The sequence below is a fragment of the Stenotrophomonas geniculata genome (assembly GCF_034508895.1).
In the GTDB taxonomy this organism is placed as follows: Bacteria; Pseudomonadota; Gammaproteobacteria; order Xanthomonadales; family Xanthomonadaceae; genus Stenotrophomonas; species Stenotrophomonas geniculata.
Genome location: NZ_CP140571.1, coordinates 3,473,060 through 3,490,822, shown reverse-complemented (window position 1 = coordinate 3,490,822; position 17,763 = coordinate 3,473,060). Strand labels below are relative to the sequence as shown.

The following is a 17,763-nucleotide window of genomic DNA, read 5'->3' as shown; positions in this document are numbered from 1 at the left end:
GCGAGGGCACCCGACGGTGTCGGGCGTTGCGCGGTGAATGATGGGGACAGACCGCCAGATTACCAAGGGGGATGTAAAGGAAATTGCGTCCTGCCAGTGAGCACGACGGCAATTGTTACGCAGCAGTGACGCGATGCCATCCTCATGCACCGTGCAGCGCACAGGCGCTACAGTGCCTGCACCGCCCTCGCCCGCTCCTTGCCCATGCGCAACCCCCGGCTGCTGATCACCGCCATCGCCCTGCTGCTGCTCGGCCTGGTCGTCAACCATTTCATGCAGCGCCCGCCGGCGCCGCAGTTCGCGCCGGACCTGCAGGGTGCGCCTGCCGCGCGCGCGCCGGCCACCGCCTCGCCCGGCAAGAACAGCGGACTTCCCGCGTTCCTGCCCGCTGAAGCCCGGCAGACCATCGCCCTGATCCAGCGTGGCGGCCCGTTCCCGCACCGCCAGGACGGCAGCACGTTCGGCAACCGCGAGCAGCAGCTGCCGCAGCGCCCGCGCGGCTACTACCGCGAATACACAGTCGATACCCCCGGCGCCCGCACCCGTGGCACGCGCCGCATCGTCACCGGCGGCGATCCGCCGGAGGCGTGGTACTACACCGACGACCACTACGAATCGTTCCGCAGCTTCACCGTACCGGCCCAGGGAGCGCAGTGATGAGCCACGATGATTTCGGCCTCGGCCTGCATGACATCAACAATGCTGGCGTCTACGCCATCGACAGCGACGACATCGGCGCACTTGCCGCAGCGATGCGCGATGCCGGGCTGAAGGTGATCCGCATCGATCTGGAAGGCGTGGGCGACAAGCGCACCCTGCTCGCCCGGCTGGCCGCGCAACTGGATTTCCCGACCGGCTTCGGCGGCAACTGGGATGCGCTGTCGGACAACCTGCGCGACCTGCAGTGGCTGCCGGCCAACGGTTACGCGCTGTTCCTGGCCGACGTGGACACGTTGCGCGCCTCCACGCAGAAGGACTTTGACACCCTGCTGGACGTGATGGACGAAGCCAGCCGCGACTGGGTCGGCCGCGACGTGCCGTTCTGGGTGTTCCTCTCGCAGAGCGCGTGAGGTCACTGCCCTGGTGGATGCCGACCTTGGTCGGCATGCGCTGATGCCTCGGTAGAGGCCGACCTTGGTCGGCGCTTCTGCGCCAACCAAGGTTGGCACCTACCCAAGCGCGAGCCGACCACTGTGTGGCGCGCCCGCCTTGCCTAGCGGCTCCCGTTGTCTTCCTGCAGTTCCTTCTTGAACGGGATGTCCGGCGGCGGTCGCGCCACGGCCGGCTGGTCCTGCATGTTCGGATTGGTCAGGCCGCAGCCACCACCGGCCTGCAGGATCGAGATCACGCAGGAGATCCTCGTACTGGTACCCGGCAATGGAATCTCCATTGCCTTGACTCCCTTGCGCACCCACTCGGCCAGCAGCGATTCCTGCGGGACCCAGTACTTGTCGAACGAAGTGGGCGTGTAGTCGTAAGGCGGTCGCTTCAACCAGGTGCCCGATTGCGCGATGCGTTCCTTGCTCCAGCCATCGTTGGCACCCCCGGGCGCACCGCGCTCGGCACGACCCTCGCCTTCCTGGCCCGGCACACGCACGCTGCCATCGGCATTGAACAGGCCACTGCCCTTGCCGGTGGTGCCGGCCTGGCGGGCGCCCTTGTCGGCGCCGTCATGGTTGCGGCTCGATGCACCCCAGTCATCCCCCTTGGCGGGGGTGGCCCAGTTGCCCGGATTGGGGGCCGGGCGCGCTCCTGCCTGAGCCGGGGTCGTGCTGGATGCAGCAGGCCGCGCAGTGCTGCTGCTCGCCTGCGTCGCGCTGCCATTGGCTGCCGGCGCGGGTGTTGCCGCGGGTGCATTCCCACTGGAAGACGAAGGGGCTGCGGCCGGTGCCGAGGCTACTTCGCGCTCGCGCACCTGTACGTCACGACCCGCCGGCGCACGCACCGCCGGATCACGACCGGCAACGGTTGCCATCCGCACCTGCGGATCGACCACCGCCTGCACTTCACGCTCGCGCACCTGCACGTCGCGCTGCGGTACCCGCACCTGCACATCGGCCGTGCGCAGCGGCTGCGACACCGCCGGTGCATCGACCGTACTGACTTCGCGCTCCTGCACCTGGATGTCACGCAGCTGCGGCGTCCGCACCGCGATTTCCGGCGCACGCAGTGCGGTTGGGGTTGGCGGCGCCTGCACCGGCTGCACGCTGCGCTCGCGCACTGCGGGCGTGGTGTCACGCGGCACGATGCTGACCTCGGTGCGCGGCACGCTCACCGGTGGCACCACGAAATCCGTACTGGCCTGCGCTACTTCGGTGGCCTGCACCGGCGAGGGTGGCGGGGCCGCAAGCGGGGCCGGCTCGGCTTCGGCCGACGGCGACGGCACGCTGGCTGTCGGTGCTGGAGCCGGCGCGGGTGCAGGCGCCGACGCGGCCGCAGGACGTGGCTCAGGTGCCGTCGCTGCCCCTGCCTCCTGGCCGGCGGCAACCTGACCCGCCGGTGCAGCCGCAGCCGCTTCGGCACCCGGCTGATCGCCACCACCTTCCTCGCTGGCGCGACCGACGAATTCCACCTGCACACGCTCGCCTTCGGCGCCCTCTGCTTCCGGTGCCGTGGTGCGGATCACCGCAACCCACAGCAGCAGCATGAAAAACAGCAGGTGCAGCAGCGCGCTGGCAAACGCCGAGGTCCAGCGCATCCAGCGCTGATCGCGCGGCGCAGCGTCCCAGTCCTGCCAGAACAGCCGTCGCAGCGACTGCCACGGTGACAGCCGGGGCGATTGACCCGGCGGCCCAGGCAGCGGGCGCGGCAGCAATACCGCAATCACTTCGCGGGCGTGGAACGGCCGCGGCAGCGGGCCCAGCGAGCGCAGCCACAGCGCCCAGCCATAGGGCAGGCGCGTAGACTTCTCGAGGACGGCGCGTGGCTGCTGGCGGGCCAGCAGCAGTTCGATGAGTTGCTCGGCCCGGGTCAGAGGCACGCGTCAGCGGTCAGGCGACGTTGCCGCGCGGGATGTACGGCGCGTGGCCGCTGTCGTGGTCGGTCGCGTCGCGCACGGCGGTCACGCCCGGCACGCGGCCCATCAGAGTCTTCTCGATACCCTGCTTGAGCGTCACGTCGGCCATGCCACAGCCCTGGCAGCCACCACCGAAGCGCAGCAGCACCACGCCGTCGGCCGAAACTTCCTGCACGGCCACCTTGCCGCCGTGCGAGGCCAGCTGCGGATTGACTTCGTTCTCCACCACCCAGTGCACGCGCTCGACCAGCGACGCGGCATCGCCGGGGGCCTCGCCCTTGATGCGCGGTGCCTTGATGGTCAGCTGCTGGGTACCGGCGGTGCCGGCGACGATGTCGATCTCGGCGCCGTCGAGCCAGCCGACGCTGCTCGCATCGACGTAGAGGGTGAAGCCATCGCAGTCCACTGCCCACTCGTCACCGAGCAGGTCGGTCGGTTCGGCGAATTCCAGCCGGGCATCGGCGCGCGGGGTACCGGGGTCGACCGCGCTCAGGCGCACGCCCATGCCGGGCACGCCCTCGCGTTCGATCAGCTTGCGGAAATGGGTCTGGGCAGTGTCGGAGATCTGGATCATCAGGCTATTCTAGCCAAGTAAGCGTCAGCCGCTCATTCGGTTTATACACCGTCCGGCGCATTGTTCAGTCAACACGAAGTGGAGATTCCCATGGCCGACCTGATTCCACTGGCCCAGGCCCGTTGCGTGCCGCGCAAAGGCAGCGACCACAAGCTTGGCGAGGCCCGCCTGGCCGAACTGCTGCCGCAGGTTCCCGGCTGGGAGCTGAGCGAGGGCGGGCAGGCCCTGACGCGCACCTTCCGCTTCAAGGATTACTACGCCACCATGGCCTTCGTGAACGCGCTGGCCTGGATCGCCCATCACGAGGACCACCATCCGGACCTGGGCGTGCACTACGACCGCGCGGTCGTGCGCTTCTCCACCCACGATGTGGGCGGCCTGAGCGAGAACGACTTCATCTGCGCGGCAAAGACTTCGGCCCTGACGGAGCAACTGCCATGAACGTACGTTTGCTGAGCCTGTCCCTGATCGCTGCGACCGGCCTGGCCGGCTGTGGCCCGTCCGAACCACCGGCACCACCACCGCCGCCGCCGACCGAAGTGGCCGCGGTGAAGACGCCGCCGCCGCAGTACCCGCTTGAGCTGGCCTGCATGGGCGTGGGCGGCACCAGCACCTTCAAGGTGACCATCGGCGCCGACGGCAAGCCGAGCGAGGTCGCGCTGTTGACCGGGGCCGGCAACCCGCAACTGGACGAACTGGCCAGGACCGCCGTGCAGGGCTGGCAGTTCAAGGCCGCCACCCGCAACGGTGCTGCAGTGCCGGCCACCATCCAGGTACCGGTCAGCTTCAACCCGCCGCAGCCGAAGCCGGACCAGTGCTTCGCCATCGAAGAACGCCTGCGCCGCGGCGGCTGATCGCCCGCGCCCCGACGAGGCCAGCCGACGCCCGCCTCGCCCTCGCCGCCCCGGCCTTGCCCGGGGCGGTTGTCTATTGACCAGGACCGCGTCGGTACATGCTGCAGATTCCTCCCGAAAACATCTGGATCGCACTGGCGGTCACTCTTGCGGCCGGCCTCGCCACCGCCATCGGCAGCCTGCTGGTGCTGTTCTCACGGCGCCCCAACCCGCGCCTGCTGGCATTCGGCCTGGCCTTCGCCGGCGGCGCGATGGTCTATGTGTCGCTGTCGGAGATCCTCAACAAGTCCATTGCTTCGTTCGCGCTGGCCTATGGCGAGCGTACCGGTTTCACCTACGGCACCCTGGCCTTCCTGCTGGGCGTGATCGTGATCGTGCTGATCGACCACTTCATTCCCAACCCGCACGACAGCCTGGACAAGCAGGACCCCGCGTTCCGAGAGAACAGCCGCGAATACCTGAAACGGGTCGCGCTGCTGACCTCGGTCGCGATCACCGCGCACAATTTCCCGGAAGGGCTGGCAACCTTCTTTGCCACGCTGGAAAGCCCATCGGTGGGCATGCCACTGGCCTTCGCCATCGCCATCCACAACATTCCCGAGGGCATCGCGATCGCGGTGCCGGTGTACTTCGCCACCCAGAACAAGTTCTATGCGTTCAGTGCCAGCCTGCTGTCCGGCCTGGCCGAACCGGTGGGCGCGGCGCTGGGCTACTGGCTGCTGTCAGGATCGTTGTCGCACGCCACGTTTGGCTGGGTGTTCGGACTGATCGCCGGCGTGATGGTGTTCCTTGCGCTGGATGAGTTGCTGCCGGCAGCCAAGCGTTATGCCAAGGGCCACGAAACCGTGTATGGCCTGGTGGCCGGCATGGGCACCCTGGCGATCAGCCTGGTGTTGTTCAAGTGGTGAGGGGGTTGCAGCCAACGGGCTGAGCCCCCTCGCGGCTGGCGGAGCGAGATTCCGGGGTTGGGCCGGGCGAGGTGGGTTTGCGGGGGACGCCGTAAACCCATCCATGGGGGCTTGGGCGCGCCATCCATGGCGCTTACACCCCCGCAAACCCACCTCGCCCGGCCTCTGACAGGCTATAGGCGTGCCAGCCGCGCGATGAAAGAATGAGAAAGCGAAGCCCGCGCTGCGCGCGTGAGTCGAGCGTGGCTCGACTCTACAAGGGCTGCGTGCGGGTATGGGTCTACGCTGCGGCTGTCAGGTCCGCCTTGTAGCGAGCCGAGCACCGCAGGTCCGGCGAGGGCGAAGAGGCGCGGGTGTCTGAGCGCAGCGAGTTCCGCGCCGCCCCTCGGCGGACCGAGGAGCGCAGGGCACCGGCGCGCAGCGCCGGCTCGCGGATGGCGGCGTGTTTCTTTGGTTACTTTCTTTGCACGAGCAAAGAAAGTGACAAGCCCACTCATCGCAGGGAAGCGACGGCGCCGACCAAGCACCCGGCGCCGCCGAACCGCCGTCAGCGCAGGCGGTCCAGCGCCTCAACCAGCTCATCCGCCAGCGGCGCGTTCAGCACGTATGGGCTCTTGCCGTCATCCAGCGCGAACTCCAGCGAAGCCGCGTGCAGGAACAGGCGTTTCAGGCCGATCTGCTCACGAAGCCGCTTGTTGACCGCCGGATCGCCGTATTTGTCGTCACCGGCCACTGGATGCCCCAGATGCTGGGCATGCACGCGGATCTGGTGGGTGCGGCCGGTCTCGATACGCACCTCGCAGTATGAATGGCCGCCACGACGTTCCAGTACCCGGAAGTGGCTGATCGATTCCTTGCCGATCGCATTGACCTGCACATGGCGCTCGCCGCCCTGGCGCAGGCCCACATGCAACGGCGCGTCAACCGTCATCACGCCGTCGGGCATGCGTCCGGTCAACAGCGTCAGGTAGCGCTTGCGGATGCCGGCACCGTGGTCTTCACGCAGCAGCGCCTGCAGTTCGCTCAGCGCCGAGCGCTTCTTGGCCACGATCAACAGGCCCGAGGTGTCGCGATCCAGCCGGTGGACCAGCTCCAGGGTCTGCCCCGGGCGCAGCGCGCGCAGGGTCTCGATGGCGCCGAAGCTGATGCCGCTGCCACCGTGGCTGGCCACGCCGGTGGGCTTGTTCAGGGCCAGCAGGCGGGCGTCCTCGAAGACAATGGCCTGCTCCAGGCGGCGCATGAACGCCTCCGGCGGGCCAGCCTTGTCTCCCTCCTCACTGAGACGGACCGGCGGCACACGCACCTCGTCACCCGCCTCCAGCTTGCGTTCGGCCTTGGCACGGCCGCCATTCACCCGTACCTGGCCGCTGCGCACCAGCTTGTAGACCAGGCTGCGCGGGGCGCCCTTCAGCTGGCCAAGCAGGAAGTTGTCCAGGCGCTGGCCGGCGCGGTCGGCGGGAACGGTGATCATGCGCACGGATGGCTTGTCGCCAGCGGGTTTGGTCGGGTCTTGGGCGGTCATCAGGCTGTTTATTCTGTTACACTCGGGGGGCGAGATAAGGGATTGATTTCGTTGGAAGTTACTCAGGGCCAGAAGCCCAGCTTCCGACGAATCCGGCACAGTGCGCGACCACCGCCCGCGGGGCGGCCATGTTAGCGGCTCACCGGCCTTCCCGGCCATCGCCGGATGCCTGACACGCAACCGTGCTGAACATGTCCCGCGTGGCGCTCCAGCCTGGCTGACAGCTGCCTGCGGCCTGTAACACCCCAAAACCCATAAGAGTGAAGCGCTCCCGCGGCCTGCCGTGGTGTCGTAGCGCTGGAAACCCAAGCCGCCCTCCCCGCGCTTGCGCGAATGGGCGGCGAACCGTGTCCAGAGGCGAAACCCCATGGCGTTCCGCGCGGTAGCCGCTTGCGAGGAACGCAACAATGAAGCGAATGCTGATCAACGCCACGCAGGCTGAAGAGCTGCGTGTTGCCATCGTGGATGGCCAGTCGTTGTATGACATCGACATCGAACAGCCGTCGAAGGAACAGAAGAAGTCCAACATCTACAAGGGCCGGATCTTCCGCATCGAGCCCTCGCTGGAAGCGGCCTTCGTCGAGTACGGTGGTGGCCGCCATGGCTTCCTGCCGCTGAAGGAAATCTCCCGCGACTACTTCCAGGCCGGTGTCGACCACAACAAGGCCGGCATCCGCGAACTGCTGAAGGAAGGCCAGGAGATCGTCGTCCAGGTCGACAAGGAAGAGCGTGGCAACAAGGGCGCTGCCCTGACCACGTTCATCTCGTTGGCCGGCCGCTACATGGTGCTGATGCCGAACTCGCCCAGCGCCGGCGGCGTGTCCCGTCGCATCGAAGGCGAAGACCGTGCCGCCCTGAAGGACGCCCTGGACAAGCTGAACATCCCCGACGACATGGGCGTGATCATCCGTACCGCCGGCGTCGGCCGCGATGCGGAAGAGCTGCAGTGGGATCTGGACTACCTGCTCAACGTCTGGCGTGCCATCGCCGAAGCCGCGCTGAGCAAGCCGGCCCCGTTCCTGATCTACCAGGAATCGCGCCTGATCGTGCGCGCCCTGCGTGACTACCTGCGCGCCGACATCGGCGAGATCCTGGTGGACACCGAGGAGATGTACGAGCACGCCCGCGAGTTCATGCAGCAGGTGATGCCGCAGACCCTGCGCAAGCTCAAGCATTACAAGGACGACATCCCGCTGTTCAACCGCTTCCAGATCGAATCGCAGATCGAAGGCGCCTACGAGCGCAACGTGCGCCTGCCGTCGGGCGGCTCGATCGTGGTCGACCAGACCGAAGCGTTGACCGCCGTCGACGTGAACTCCTCGCGCGCCACCAAGGGCAGCGACATCGAGGACACCGCGTTCCAGACCAACCTGGAAGCGGCCGAAGAAGTGGCCCGCCAGCTGCGCCTGCGTGACCTGGGCGGCCTGGTGGTGATCGACTTCATCGACATGGCCTCCAACAAGCACCAGCGCGAAGTCGAGAACCGCCTCGCCAACGCGCTGAAGTACGACCGCGCGCGCGTTCAGGTCGGCCGCATCTCGCGCTTCGGCCTGCTGGAAATGAGCCGCCAGCGCCTGCGCCCGAGCCTGGGCGAGTCCAGCCAGATCGTCTGCCCGCGTTGCGACGGCCACGGCCGCATGCGCAGCGTCGAGTCGCTGTCGCTGTCGATCATCCGCGTCGCCGAAGAACATGCGATGAAGGAAAACACCGGGCAGGTGCTGGTCCAGGCCCCGGTGGAGATCGCCAACTACCTGTTGAACGAAAAGCGCAGCGCCCTGCGCGAGATCGAGCAGCGCCACGAGGCGCCGATCGTGATCGTCGCCGACGAGCAACTGCACACCCCGCACTACACCGTCACCCGCCTGCGCGAGAACGAGCTGGGTGAAGAGAGCAACAAGCCCAGCTACCAGCGCGGCACCCCGCGCAAGTTGCCGGTGCACGCGCTGACCAAGGGCCAGCTGAACATCCCGCCGCCGGCGGTGACCCAGGTCAAGCACACCTCCCCCGCCCCGGTGCGCGAGGAAGTGGAGCCGGCCAAGGCAGCCCCGGCCCCGGTCGCGGTCGCACCGACGGCCCCGGCCCCCAGCGGCGGCGTGATCGGCTGGCTCAAGCGCGTGTTCGGTGGCGAGCCGGCCCCGGCGCCGGCGCCGGCCGCTCCGGCGGCGCGTCAGTCGCAGGACGGTGGCCGCAAGGACCGCAACAAGGATCGCAACAAGGACCGCAAGGACCGTCGCGACGACAATCGTGGCAACGGCAACGCGCAGCAGCAGAAGGACGGCGGCAACCGCAAGGACCGCGGTGAGCAGCGCAAGGATGGCCGCAACGGCAACAACGGCAATGCCCAGCCGCAGCCGCAGCAGGGCAAGCAGAAGGAGCCGCAGCAGAAGGATGGCCAGCAGCAGCCGCAGCAGCAGAACAAGCCGCGCAACGAGCAGCAGGGCCAGAACCAGAACCAGCAGCAGCCGAAGCTGAAGCAGCCCAAGCAGCCGCGTCCGCAGCAGCAGGACGGTGACAAGCCGACCGAGAAACCGCAGCGCGGTGCCGCCGATGCACCGGTCGACGCCGTGACCGCGGCAGCAGCCGTGGCCGCCACGGCCGCCGCCGCCAATGGGGTGACCGCACAGGAAGCCACTGCACCGGTCGCCCCGGTGGCCGCCGCTCCGGTGGACGCCGCAGTAGCGGTCGAGACCGGTGCCAACGAGGCCGAGGTGGTTGCGGTTGCCGGTGAAGAGGCCGCAACCGACGCCAATGGCGAGCAGGCAGGCGAAGGCGCGACCCGCCGTCGCCGTGGCCGTCGTGGTGGCCGTCGTCGTCGTCGCGGTGGCGCCGAGAACGCCGCCGCCAGCGACGCTCTGGGTGATGACCAGGACGAGGGTGATGACAGTGATGACGCCGACGGCGCCGAGCCGAACGTCGACAGTACTGCCGGCACTGCGCCGGTCGCTGTTGCGCAGCCGGCCCGTTCGCAGCCGGAGTTCGACTTCGATGACGAAGTCGAGCCGGTCGTTGCCGACGCCGCGAAGCCGGTCCGTGCTGCCGCCGCCGTCGCCGCCGCACCGGTTGCCGTGGTGAGCAGCGCCGTGGTCGAAGCCGCCGCCCCGGTCGTGGCTGAAGTGCAGGCCCCGGTCGAAGCTGCTGCGAAGACCGAAGCGGTGTCCTCGCCGGTGCAGACCAGCATGCTCGATGCCATCGACGCCGCGACCCCGGCCCAGCCGGTAGCCGCTGCCGCGCCGGTGACCGAAGCACAGCCGGTCGCGGTTGAAGCAGCCCCGGTGGCTGAAGCCGCTCCGGTGATCGAAGCGAAGCCGGCGGCGGTCGAAGCTGCGCCGGTGGTTGAAGCCAAGCCGGAGATCGTTGAAGCCACTCCGGTGGTTGAAGCCAAGCCGGTCGTCGAACCCGTCGTAGCCGCCGAACAGCCGGTCGCTCCGGTGGCGGTGGAAGCCGCGCCGATCGAAGCCGCTGCCCCGGTCGCCGAAGCGGTGGTGACGCCGTCGATCGACCCGGTCGCCGATGGCCATGCCGACGCTGCAGCCCAGGCTGCAGAAGCCAAGGCCGACGAAGAAGACGAAGAGACTGCCAAGCGCACGCCGCCGGCGAACTGATCGCTCTTTGATCGCATGAAAACGAAACGGCGGGGATCAATGATCCCCGCCGTTTTTGTTTGTGCCTCCGGCGCGTGCAGCGCTCTGGAAGAGGCCGACCTTGGTCGGCGCCGTTGTTGGAGCGGACGCGGACACGTCCGTGCCAACCAAGGTTGGCACCTACCGAAGCGTGCTCCGTCAGGGTTTCGGCGCGAACTGCAGACGGGTCCACACGCCGTAGTGGTCCGAGGCCCAGCGACCGCTGTCATCGGGCTGGTCGAACAGCAGCTTGGCCTCACGCGCGACCATCTCGTCCTGCTGGAAGAAGATGTGGTCGATCCGCGAGGGTGCCTGGTAGTAGTGCCGGTTCAATGTACTGACCCCGGCCAGGTCAGTGTTGACGTGCACGCTGCCGTAGCTGTCGCCGTAGTGGCTGCGCAGCTCGCTCAGGTCACCAGCATCCACCAGCGCATTGAAGTCGCCGGCGATCACCACCGGAGCACCGGCCGACGTTGCAGTGATGAAGCGCAGCAGATCCTCGACCTGGCTGCGGCGGATGCGCTGCCCGCTCTCGTCACTGCGCTCGTTGAGGTGCGTGGCATAGACGTTCACCGGCGTGCCATCGACGTCGATGCGCAGGTGAGCAACCGTGCGGTAGTCGTCCAACGGCTGCAGCAGATGATCCCCCTGGGCGAGGATCGGCCGCCGCGTCAGCAGCGCATTGCCGTAGCGCTTGGGCGCCCCAACAGGATCGGTGGACACGAACACGTACCTGTAGCCGAGTTGGCTGGCCAGCCATTGCGCCTGGTTGCGCACGTTGCGGCGCTGGATCACCTCCTGCAGGGCAACCGCATCCGGCTGCAGGCGCTTGAGTTCGGCCAGAATGGTGCGGCGCCGGCTCGGCCAGTCTTCGCGGTCATGATGCAGGTTGAAGGTGACCATGCTCATGCCCGGCGCGCTGGCAACGTCGGGCGCCGCGGTCGTGGCAGCCGGTTCGGCCGCCATCAACACGCCCGGCAATGTCAATGCAATGGCCAGCCCCAGGGCACGCACCGATGTGCGCACCCTCGCCCCCTGCTGCTTCATCGTTACTGTCCCTTGCGCTCGGCGCGGCGCACCGCGCTCGGCACTTCGATCTCGATCCGCGCCGGCAGCTGGTGCACGTGCAGTTCCTTGTTGATCCACTCGGCGGCTTCGCCGTTGACCGTCACCTCGCCCGGATCACCCGCGTACGGCCATGGCAGCACCACGCCCCCTACCGGCGGCACCAGGCCCGGCTGCACCTCCAGCACCAGCTGCTTGTCGCTGCGCTGCAGGCGGTAATTGAGCTGGCCCTGTGGCGTACGCAGGCCCTGCACCGCGACACCCTCACCCTGCAGCCACGCGCTCGGTACGCCGGCGGCCAGCACCAGCGCATCGTCCATGTCACGGTTGTAGGCGAACATGTCCAAGGCCGAGCGCGCGAAGTCCGAGGCCACCCAGGCATGCGGCAGGTCACCGACGAAGAACGGCTTGCGCGGCGTGCGCGAGACCACTTCGGCCCACTGGTTCCAGGCCTGCGGTGCGCGGTCCTTGAAGAAGAACTCGGTGGCCTGCCAGGCGCGGTCGCGCCAGCCCAGGCGCACGAACGCGGCCACGTTGCGCCATTCGTACGGGGTGTAGTCCTTCCACTCGCGCTTGCCATCGCGCCGCGCGACGAACTCGTTCCAGTAGCGTTCGAAGGTCGCCTCCAGGGCCTGCTGCGGCAGTCGGCCCTGCTCGCCGCCAGGCGCCAGTGCGATCGTGGTCGAGGTCGCATCGAAATCGCCCAGCTCGGCCGAGCCCGGCAGGTAGTCGATGCTGTGCTGCTGCATCGCCGACAACAGCGAGGCCTGCAGGTCATCCCTGAACTGGTCGCGCGATTCGGCAATCTGCATCGCCTCGACCTTACCCAGCTGGGTCGCCAGCAGCGCCGCGTCCTTGTAGCCGCGCAACGCCCAGAAGTTGTCCCAGTACGAGTGCATCGGCTTGGCCGAATAGCCTTCGTGGCTGATCGAGGCCGGCATCATCCCGTAGAACGCCGGGTTGCGCGCGCGGTTCTCTTCAGTGCGCTCGCTGGCGCGCAGCTGCTCCATGTAGGTGAAAGCGCCCTGCACGTGCGGCCACATCAGCTCGGTGAAGGTGCTGTCGCCGGTGTAACGCCCGTACTCGGCGATGCTGTAGATCAGCTCGCCATGGCTGTCGTTCTCCGGCACCGGATCACTGCCGCGCGCATCGACGCAGCACGGCACCTTGCCGTTCTCGAACTGGTACGGCGCATACCAGTTGATGTAGTCACGCACCGCATCGCTGCGGCCCATGCGCAGCAGGCCCTCGGAAATCATCGCGCCATCGCGGATCCAGCTGCGCGCATACGAACGCGTGCCCGGCTGCAGCCGCGGCCCGACCCGCGAGATCAGCATGTGCGCGACCGCCGTGCGCAGGGTATCGACCAGCGGTTGGCCTGCAGCGGGCACCTGCAGCGTGACCACGCCCAGCTTCTTGCGCCATTGTTCGGCCACCTGCGCCTGCGCCTTGGCCACGTCCAGCGCCTGCGGCGCCCAGCCACCGGTCTGTGGCAGCACCACCGCCACCTCGCGGCTCTGGCCAGGCTCGAGCTTGATCGTATAGATCAACGCGCCCGACGCCATGCCGGTGCTGTCCTTCACCGCGGTCTCAGCCGGGTACTTGCCGTCCGCCAGGTGCATCGCATCGAGCTTGCCATCGAACGTACTGGCAAAGCGCGCGTCCGGCACCTGCAGCGGATAGAGGCGCGGCTCGCCGTTGACCCGCACCAGCTGCTCGCCGACATCCAGTGCATCGATGCGGCTGAAGCCACCGACGGTGTTGAGGAACTGCGTGGGCGGATTGACCTGCCACGGACGGATCGCCAGTGCCAGGGTGTATTCGTGTGCGACCTTGTCCGGATTGCTCAGCCGGTAGCGGCCGATCAGCTGCGCGCGCTCCGGCGTGCCCTGCACGAAGCCGGTCACCGCCAGGCCAACCTTTTCATGCACCCAATCGACGTTGGCGATCGGCAGGTAATGATCCTGCAGCGACTGGGTGATGGCCACCTTCGACCAGTCCAGCAGCTTGCCATCGAGGCGGATGAACGGTTCGATGCTGAAGCTGCCCTTGGCCGGCTCCAGTGCGCCGTCCTCGCTGATCAGCGCCTGTTCCTGGCCGCCATCGAGGCCGAGCAGGGTCCAGTACGGCTGCTCACCCACATAGGCACGTGGCAGCGAGCCGCGTGGCAGGTCGGCGGCGACCGAGGAGAGGAAAGCGTTCGGGGTGGTGGCAAAGGCCAGCGGCTTGAGCGTGATGTCACGGATGCCATAGCGCCAGTTCGGCCCGTCCTGCAGATCGAAGCGCACGTAGCGCGCATCGGTGTCCGGCAGCGCCAGCCAGTCGCGGCCACCGGCACCACTGGTCACTTCACGCACGGTACGCCAGTCACGGCCATCCTCGGAAGTGCGCACGGTATAGCGGCGGGCTTCCAGATTCGGCAGCCAGTCGATCACCGCACCGCCGATCTCGCGGCTCTTGTGCAGGTCCAGGCTGATGGTCTGCTGCTTGACGCCACCACTGATCCAGAACGTATCGCTCTTGCCGTCGATCATGCGGTCCTGCAGCGCGGTGGCGGTATCGGCAATCACCGATGGCACCAGCGCCGAATCATCCTGAGCTGGCAGGCCCTGCAGGGTCAGCTTGTCGAAGCACACCGTGCCGCGGCCGCCGACCTTGCTGTAGATCGTGAACTCGACCGCAGCACTGCGTGCCATCTCCTTCTCGGGCGAGGGACCCCACGCCTTGTCGATCTGGCGGCGGCGGTACTCGACCGGCGTCCACGCCCTGGGGAAGCTGTAGCCGGGCCGGTTGACCCACCAGACGTTGTCGCCACTGGTATCGATCAGCTTGAACTGCAGGTCGTTGCCCGGCGAATCACCGCGCAGCTGGAAACCGAAGCGGTAATTGACCGGGTATTCGATGTTCAGCGCGCGACGGATGCCGACGTAGCCGGAGACATCGTGGAAGTCATAGTCCAGGCACAGCGCGCGGCCACCACCGGCGCCGCTGACCGGCCGAAGCGAACCGCTGACCTGGTCGGACAGCACCAGCTTCCAGGCCGCGATGTCGTCGAAGTCGTCCAGCACCTTCGGTGCCGGCAGCGCCGGGGGGGCGGCGATCGCCAGGGAGGTCCACAACAGGCCCAGTCCAACGGCGATCGCTCGCTTCATCCCTTGACGCTCCCCAGCAACAGACCTTGGATGTAGTACCGCTGCAGCACCAGGAACAGCGCCAGCACCGGGACCACGGTGACCACCGCGCCGGCCATCATCATTTCCACGTCCATGATGTGCTCGCGCGAGAGGGTGGCCAGCGCCACCGGCAAAGTGTAGTGCTCCTGATCGGTCAACACGATCAACGGCCACATGAAATCGTTCCATGCACCCATGAAGGTGAAGATCGCCAAGGTCACCAGCACGGGCTTGAGCATCGGCAGCACGATCTGGAAGAAGATGCGCAGCTCCCCTGCCCCGTCGATGCGGGCCGCTTCCAGCAGCTCGTCCGGAATCGAACGCGCGTACTGCCGCACCAGGAAGATGCCGAACACGCTGGCCAGCGCCGGCACGATCACGCCACCGAAGCTGTTGACCAGGCCCAGCTGCTTCATCAGCAGGAACAGCGGCAGCATCGCCACCTGCGCCGGAATCACCAGCGCCGCCATCAGCACCTGGAACAGGCGCTCGCGGCCGACGAAATTCAGCTTGGCGAAGGCATAGCCGGCCATCGTGTTGAGCAGCAGCGAACCCAGCGTGATACCGACCGACACCAGCAGGCTGTTGGCGAAGTTGCCGCCCATGCCGGTGCGCGCGAACAACTCATGGTAGTTGCGCGTGGTGATGCTCGATGGCAGCAGCGGCGGCGGGAAGTGGGTCGCCTCGCCCTGCGGCATGAACGAGACCGAGAGCATCCACAGCAGCGGCGCCAGGCTGACCAGGGCCAGCACCAGCAACGCACCATTGATCAACCACGGGTACCAGCGCGACTGGCCGATTTCACGACTCATACCAACTGCCTCTTGCGGCCGAAACGCAGCATCACGGTGGTCACCGCCAGGATGATCAGGAACAGCAGGAACGCCACTGCGGAGGCGCGCCCCAGGTTCCACCACTTGAAGCCTTCCTCGAACATGAAATACAGCACGCTGACGGTGCTCTGCAGTGGGTCGCCGCGGGTCATCACGTACGGTTCGGCGAACAGCTGGAAGTAGCCCGACACGGTGATCACGCCGACCACCAGCAGCACCGGGCCGAGCATCGGCAGGGTGATGTGCAGGAACTGCTTCCAGCGCGAGGCACCGTCGATGCGGGCGGCCTCGTACAGGTCATGCGGGATGGCCTGCAGGCCGGCCAGGAAGATCACCATGTTGTAGCCGAAGTTCTTCCACACCGCGAACAGCATGATGGTCGGCATCGCCCAGTTGGGATCGCCCAACCAGTCGATCGGGCTGATGCCCAGATGGCCCAGGCCGTAGTTCACCAGGCCGTAGCTGGTATGGAACAGGTAGCGCCAGATCACCGCCACCGCCACCAGCGTGGTCACCACCGGCGCGAACAGGGCGGTGCGGAACAGCGCCTTGAAGCGTGCGGCCGGTGCATTCAGCAGCATCGCCGCACCCAGCGACACGCCAATCGACAACGGCACGCCGATCAACACGAAGTAGGTGGTGTTCCACAGCGACTTCCAGAACATCGGCGTCTGCAGCAGGTCGATGTAATTGCCGAGGCCGACGAACCGCAGGTTGCTGCTGTCAGCCAGTGCATAGAGGTCGAAGTCGGTCACGCTCAGCGCCAGCGCCGAGGCGACCGGTAGGCCGAAGAACATGCCCAGCACGATCAGCGAGGGACCGGCGAAAATCCAGCCGGCAAGCGAAGTACGTTTCATTGCGCGCTCCCGGCGGCCACGGCACTGCTCGATTGCGGCGACGGCACGCGCTGCTGCAGGCGTTGTTGTTCATGCATCCAGCGGCGCTTGGCCAGCACCTTGTCCACGCGCTGGTCCAGCTCTTCCACGGCCTTGTCCTGCGCCAGGCCACCACGCACCACCTTCTCGGTGACGATGCGCATTTCCTGCACGATGCGCTCCCACTCAAGCACCTTCGGCGTCGGCTTGACCCGCTCCAGCTGGTCACGGAACGCAGCGGCCAGCGGATCGTTGGCCAGCGACGGCGCGTTCCAGGTACTACGACGCGGCGGCAGATCGCCGATGATCGAATGGAAGCGCGCCTGGATTTCCGGTCGCGACAGGAACTCGATCAGCTTCCACGACGCTTCCTTCTGCTGCGACTTGCGGAAGATCACCAGGCTGGTGCCTCCGGCAATACCGGCACCCGGGCCGTCCGGACCCGGTAGCGCGGCCGTACCCCACTGCCCGTCCAGCCCCTTGGGCTGCAGCTTCTTGAACTCACGGATGTTCCAGGGGCCGGAGATGTAGAACACATTGAAGCCACGGAAGAACTCGTCCCAGACGTTGGAGATCTGCGTCTCAGACATCTTCGGCGCCCAGCCCTGCTCGAACATGTTGGCGTAGAAGGCCAGCGTGCGGCGGAACCCCGGGCTGGCGAAATTGCCGCGGGTGTCATCGTCGCGCAGCAGCGGATCGGGCTGCTGCAGCGCCAGCGACAGCTGCTGCTCGAACTCGTTGATCGGCATCAGCACCGCATAGCGGTTCGAGCCCTGCATGCGCTTGATCGCCGCCATCTGTTCGTCCCACTCCTGCCACGTGCGCGGCGGGTGGTCGTAACCGGCCTTGGCCAGCAGATCCTTGCGGTAGAAGATCAGGCGCGTATCGACATACCACGGCACGCCCACCAGCTCGCCGTGGATCACATTGGTATCCCAGATGCCTTGGAAGTAGTCCTTCGGGTCGACCACGGCCGAGCGCTGCACGAACGGCTGCAGCGGCGTCAGCGCATCCAGCTCGGCGAACTCCGGTACCCAGGTGTTGCCCAGCTGGCACACGTCCGGCAGGCCGTCGGCGGCGAACGCGGTCAGCAGCTTCTCGTGCGCGGCCGTCCACGGGATGTTCTGCACATCCACCTTGATGCCCGGATTCTCGGCCTCGAACTCATGGATCAGCTCGCTGACCACCTCCGCCTCGCGGCCCATCGCCCAGAAACGTACGGTGGTGGTGCCCGGATCGGTACGGGCACAGCCGGCCACGGCCAATGCAGCCAAGGCAGGCAGCGCCCAGCGGCGCAGGCGGTCGATCCAGTTCGGCATCGGG

The 17,763-nt window shown here is 67.2% G+C and carries 14 protein-coding genes; 6 read left to right on the top strand and 8 right to left on the bottom strand.

What is annotated here, in order from left to right; all coding sequences use genetic code 11:
* Positions 1-204 precede the first annotated feature (204 nt).
* Together RI032_RS16090 and RI032_RS16085 are read left to right on the top strand one after the other, a co-directional pair.
* The gene (locus tag RI032_RS16090; protein ID WP_029380094.1) at positions 205-657 is read left to right on the top strand and encodes a guanyl-specific ribonuclease; all 453 of its coding nucleotides are present in this window, start codon (positions 205-207) and stop codon (positions 655-657) included.
* On the top strand, positions 657-1,070 hold the full coding sequence (locus RI032_RS16085; protein ID WP_010486750.1) for a barstar family protein: 414 nt from the start codon (positions 657-659) through the stop codon (positions 1,068-1,070). Before RI032_RS16090 ends, RI032_RS16085 begins: the two co-directional genes overlap by 1 nt.
* Positions 1,071-1,213: 143 nt before the next feature.
* On the opposite strand, the gene RI032_RS16080 is transcribed toward RI032_RS16085, so the two are convergent.
* Both RI032_RS16080 and RI032_RS16075 read right to left on the bottom strand, forming a co-directional pair.
* The gene (locus tag RI032_RS16080) at positions 1,214-2,980 is read right to left on the bottom strand and encodes a hypothetical protein (protein WP_322547307.1); all 1,767 of its coding nucleotides are present in this window, start codon (positions 2,978-2,980) and stop codon (positions 1,214-1,216) included.
* 10 nt (positions 2,981-2,990) lie between these two features.
* Positions 2,991-3,590 (bottom strand): NfuA family Fe-S biogenesis protein, encoded by a 600-nt coding sequence (locus RI032_RS16075; protein WP_010486746.1) that lies wholly within the window; start codon positions 3,588-3,590, stop codon positions 2,991-2,993.
* A 90-nt stretch (positions 3,591-3,680) separates the two neighbouring features.
* Between RI032_RS16075 and RI032_RS16070 the strand changes: the two genes are divergently transcribed.
* The 3 genes from RI032_RS16070 to zupT all read left to right on the top strand — a co-directional run bounded on the left by RI032_RS16070 (position 3,681) and on the right by zupT (position 5,352).
* A complete protein-coding gene (locus RI032_RS16070; protein WP_005417612.1) occupies positions 3,681-4,031 on the top strand; it encodes a 4a-hydroxytetrahydrobiopterin dehydratase in 351 nt (116 codons plus the stop codon).
* Positions 4,028-4,444 (top strand): energy transducer TonB, encoded by a 417-nt coding sequence (locus tag RI032_RS16065; RefSeq protein WP_010486743.1) that lies wholly within the window; start codon positions 4,028-4,030, stop codon positions 4,442-4,444. Before RI032_RS16070 ends, RI032_RS16065 begins: the two co-directional genes overlap by 4 nt.
* 98 nt (positions 4,445-4,542) lie before the next feature.
* Entirely contained in the window at positions 4,543-5,352 is an 810-nt protein-coding gene (gene zupT / locus RI032_RS16060; protein ID WP_010486740.1) for a zinc transporter ZupT, read from the top strand.
* 547 nt (positions 5,353-5,899) lie between these two features.
* Here zupT and RI032_RS16055 read toward each other — a convergent pair.
* Positions 5,900-6,874: an RluA family pseudouridine synthase gene (locus tag RI032_RS16055; RefSeq protein WP_049453080.1), complete on the bottom strand. Its 975-nt coding sequence runs from the start codon at positions 6,872-6,874 to the stop codon at positions 5,900-5,902.
* Positions 6,875-7,281: 407 nt separating this feature from the next.
* Here RI032_RS16055 and rne point away from each other — a divergent pair, with 407 nt between their 5' ends.
* Complete coding sequence (rne, locus tag RI032_RS16050) at positions 7,282-10,476, top strand: ribonuclease E (protein ID WP_322547306.1); 3,195 nt, start codon at positions 7,282-7,284, stop codon at positions 10,474-10,476.
* Between the two features lie 177 nt (positions 10,477-10,653).
* Here the strand turns inward: rne and RI032_RS16045 are convergent, their stop codons facing one another.
* From RI032_RS16045 to RI032_RS16025, 5 genes are read right to left on the bottom strand one after another with little or no spacing between them, the layout of a single operon-like run.
* Entirely contained in the window at positions 10,654-11,541 is an 888-nt protein-coding gene (locus RI032_RS16045; protein WP_019336628.1) for an endonuclease/exonuclease/phosphatase family protein, read from the bottom strand.
* Positions 11,542-11,543: 2 nt separating this feature from the next.
* Complete coding sequence (locus tag RI032_RS16040; RefSeq protein ID WP_322547305.1) at positions 11,544-14,711, bottom strand: discoidin domain-containing protein; 3,168 nt, start codon at positions 14,709-14,711, stop codon at positions 11,544-11,546.
* Positions 14,708-15,544 carry a carbohydrate ABC transporter permease gene (locus RI032_RS16035; RefSeq protein ID WP_006378064.1) on the bottom strand — a complete coding sequence of 279 codons (837 nt, stop codon included), beginning with the start codon at positions 15,542-15,544 and terminating at the stop codon, positions 14,708-14,710. Before RI032_RS16035 ends, RI032_RS16040 begins: the two co-directional genes overlap by 4 nt.
* Positions 15,541-16,422, bottom strand: coding sequence for a carbohydrate ABC transporter permease (locus RI032_RS16030; protein ID WP_006378065.1), 882 nt, complete (start codon positions 16,420-16,422; stop codon positions 15,541-15,543). The genes RI032_RS16035 and RI032_RS16030 overlap by 4 nt, the downstream gene beginning before the upstream one ends.
* The gene (locus RI032_RS16025; RefSeq protein WP_322547304.1) at positions 16,419-17,759 is read right to left on the bottom strand and encodes a sugar ABC transporter substrate-binding protein; all 1,341 of its coding nucleotides are present in this window, start codon (positions 17,757-17,759) and stop codon (positions 16,419-16,421) included. The genes RI032_RS16030 and RI032_RS16025 overlap by 4 nt, the downstream gene beginning before the upstream one ends.
* Positions 17,760-17,763 lie beyond the last annotated feature (4 nt).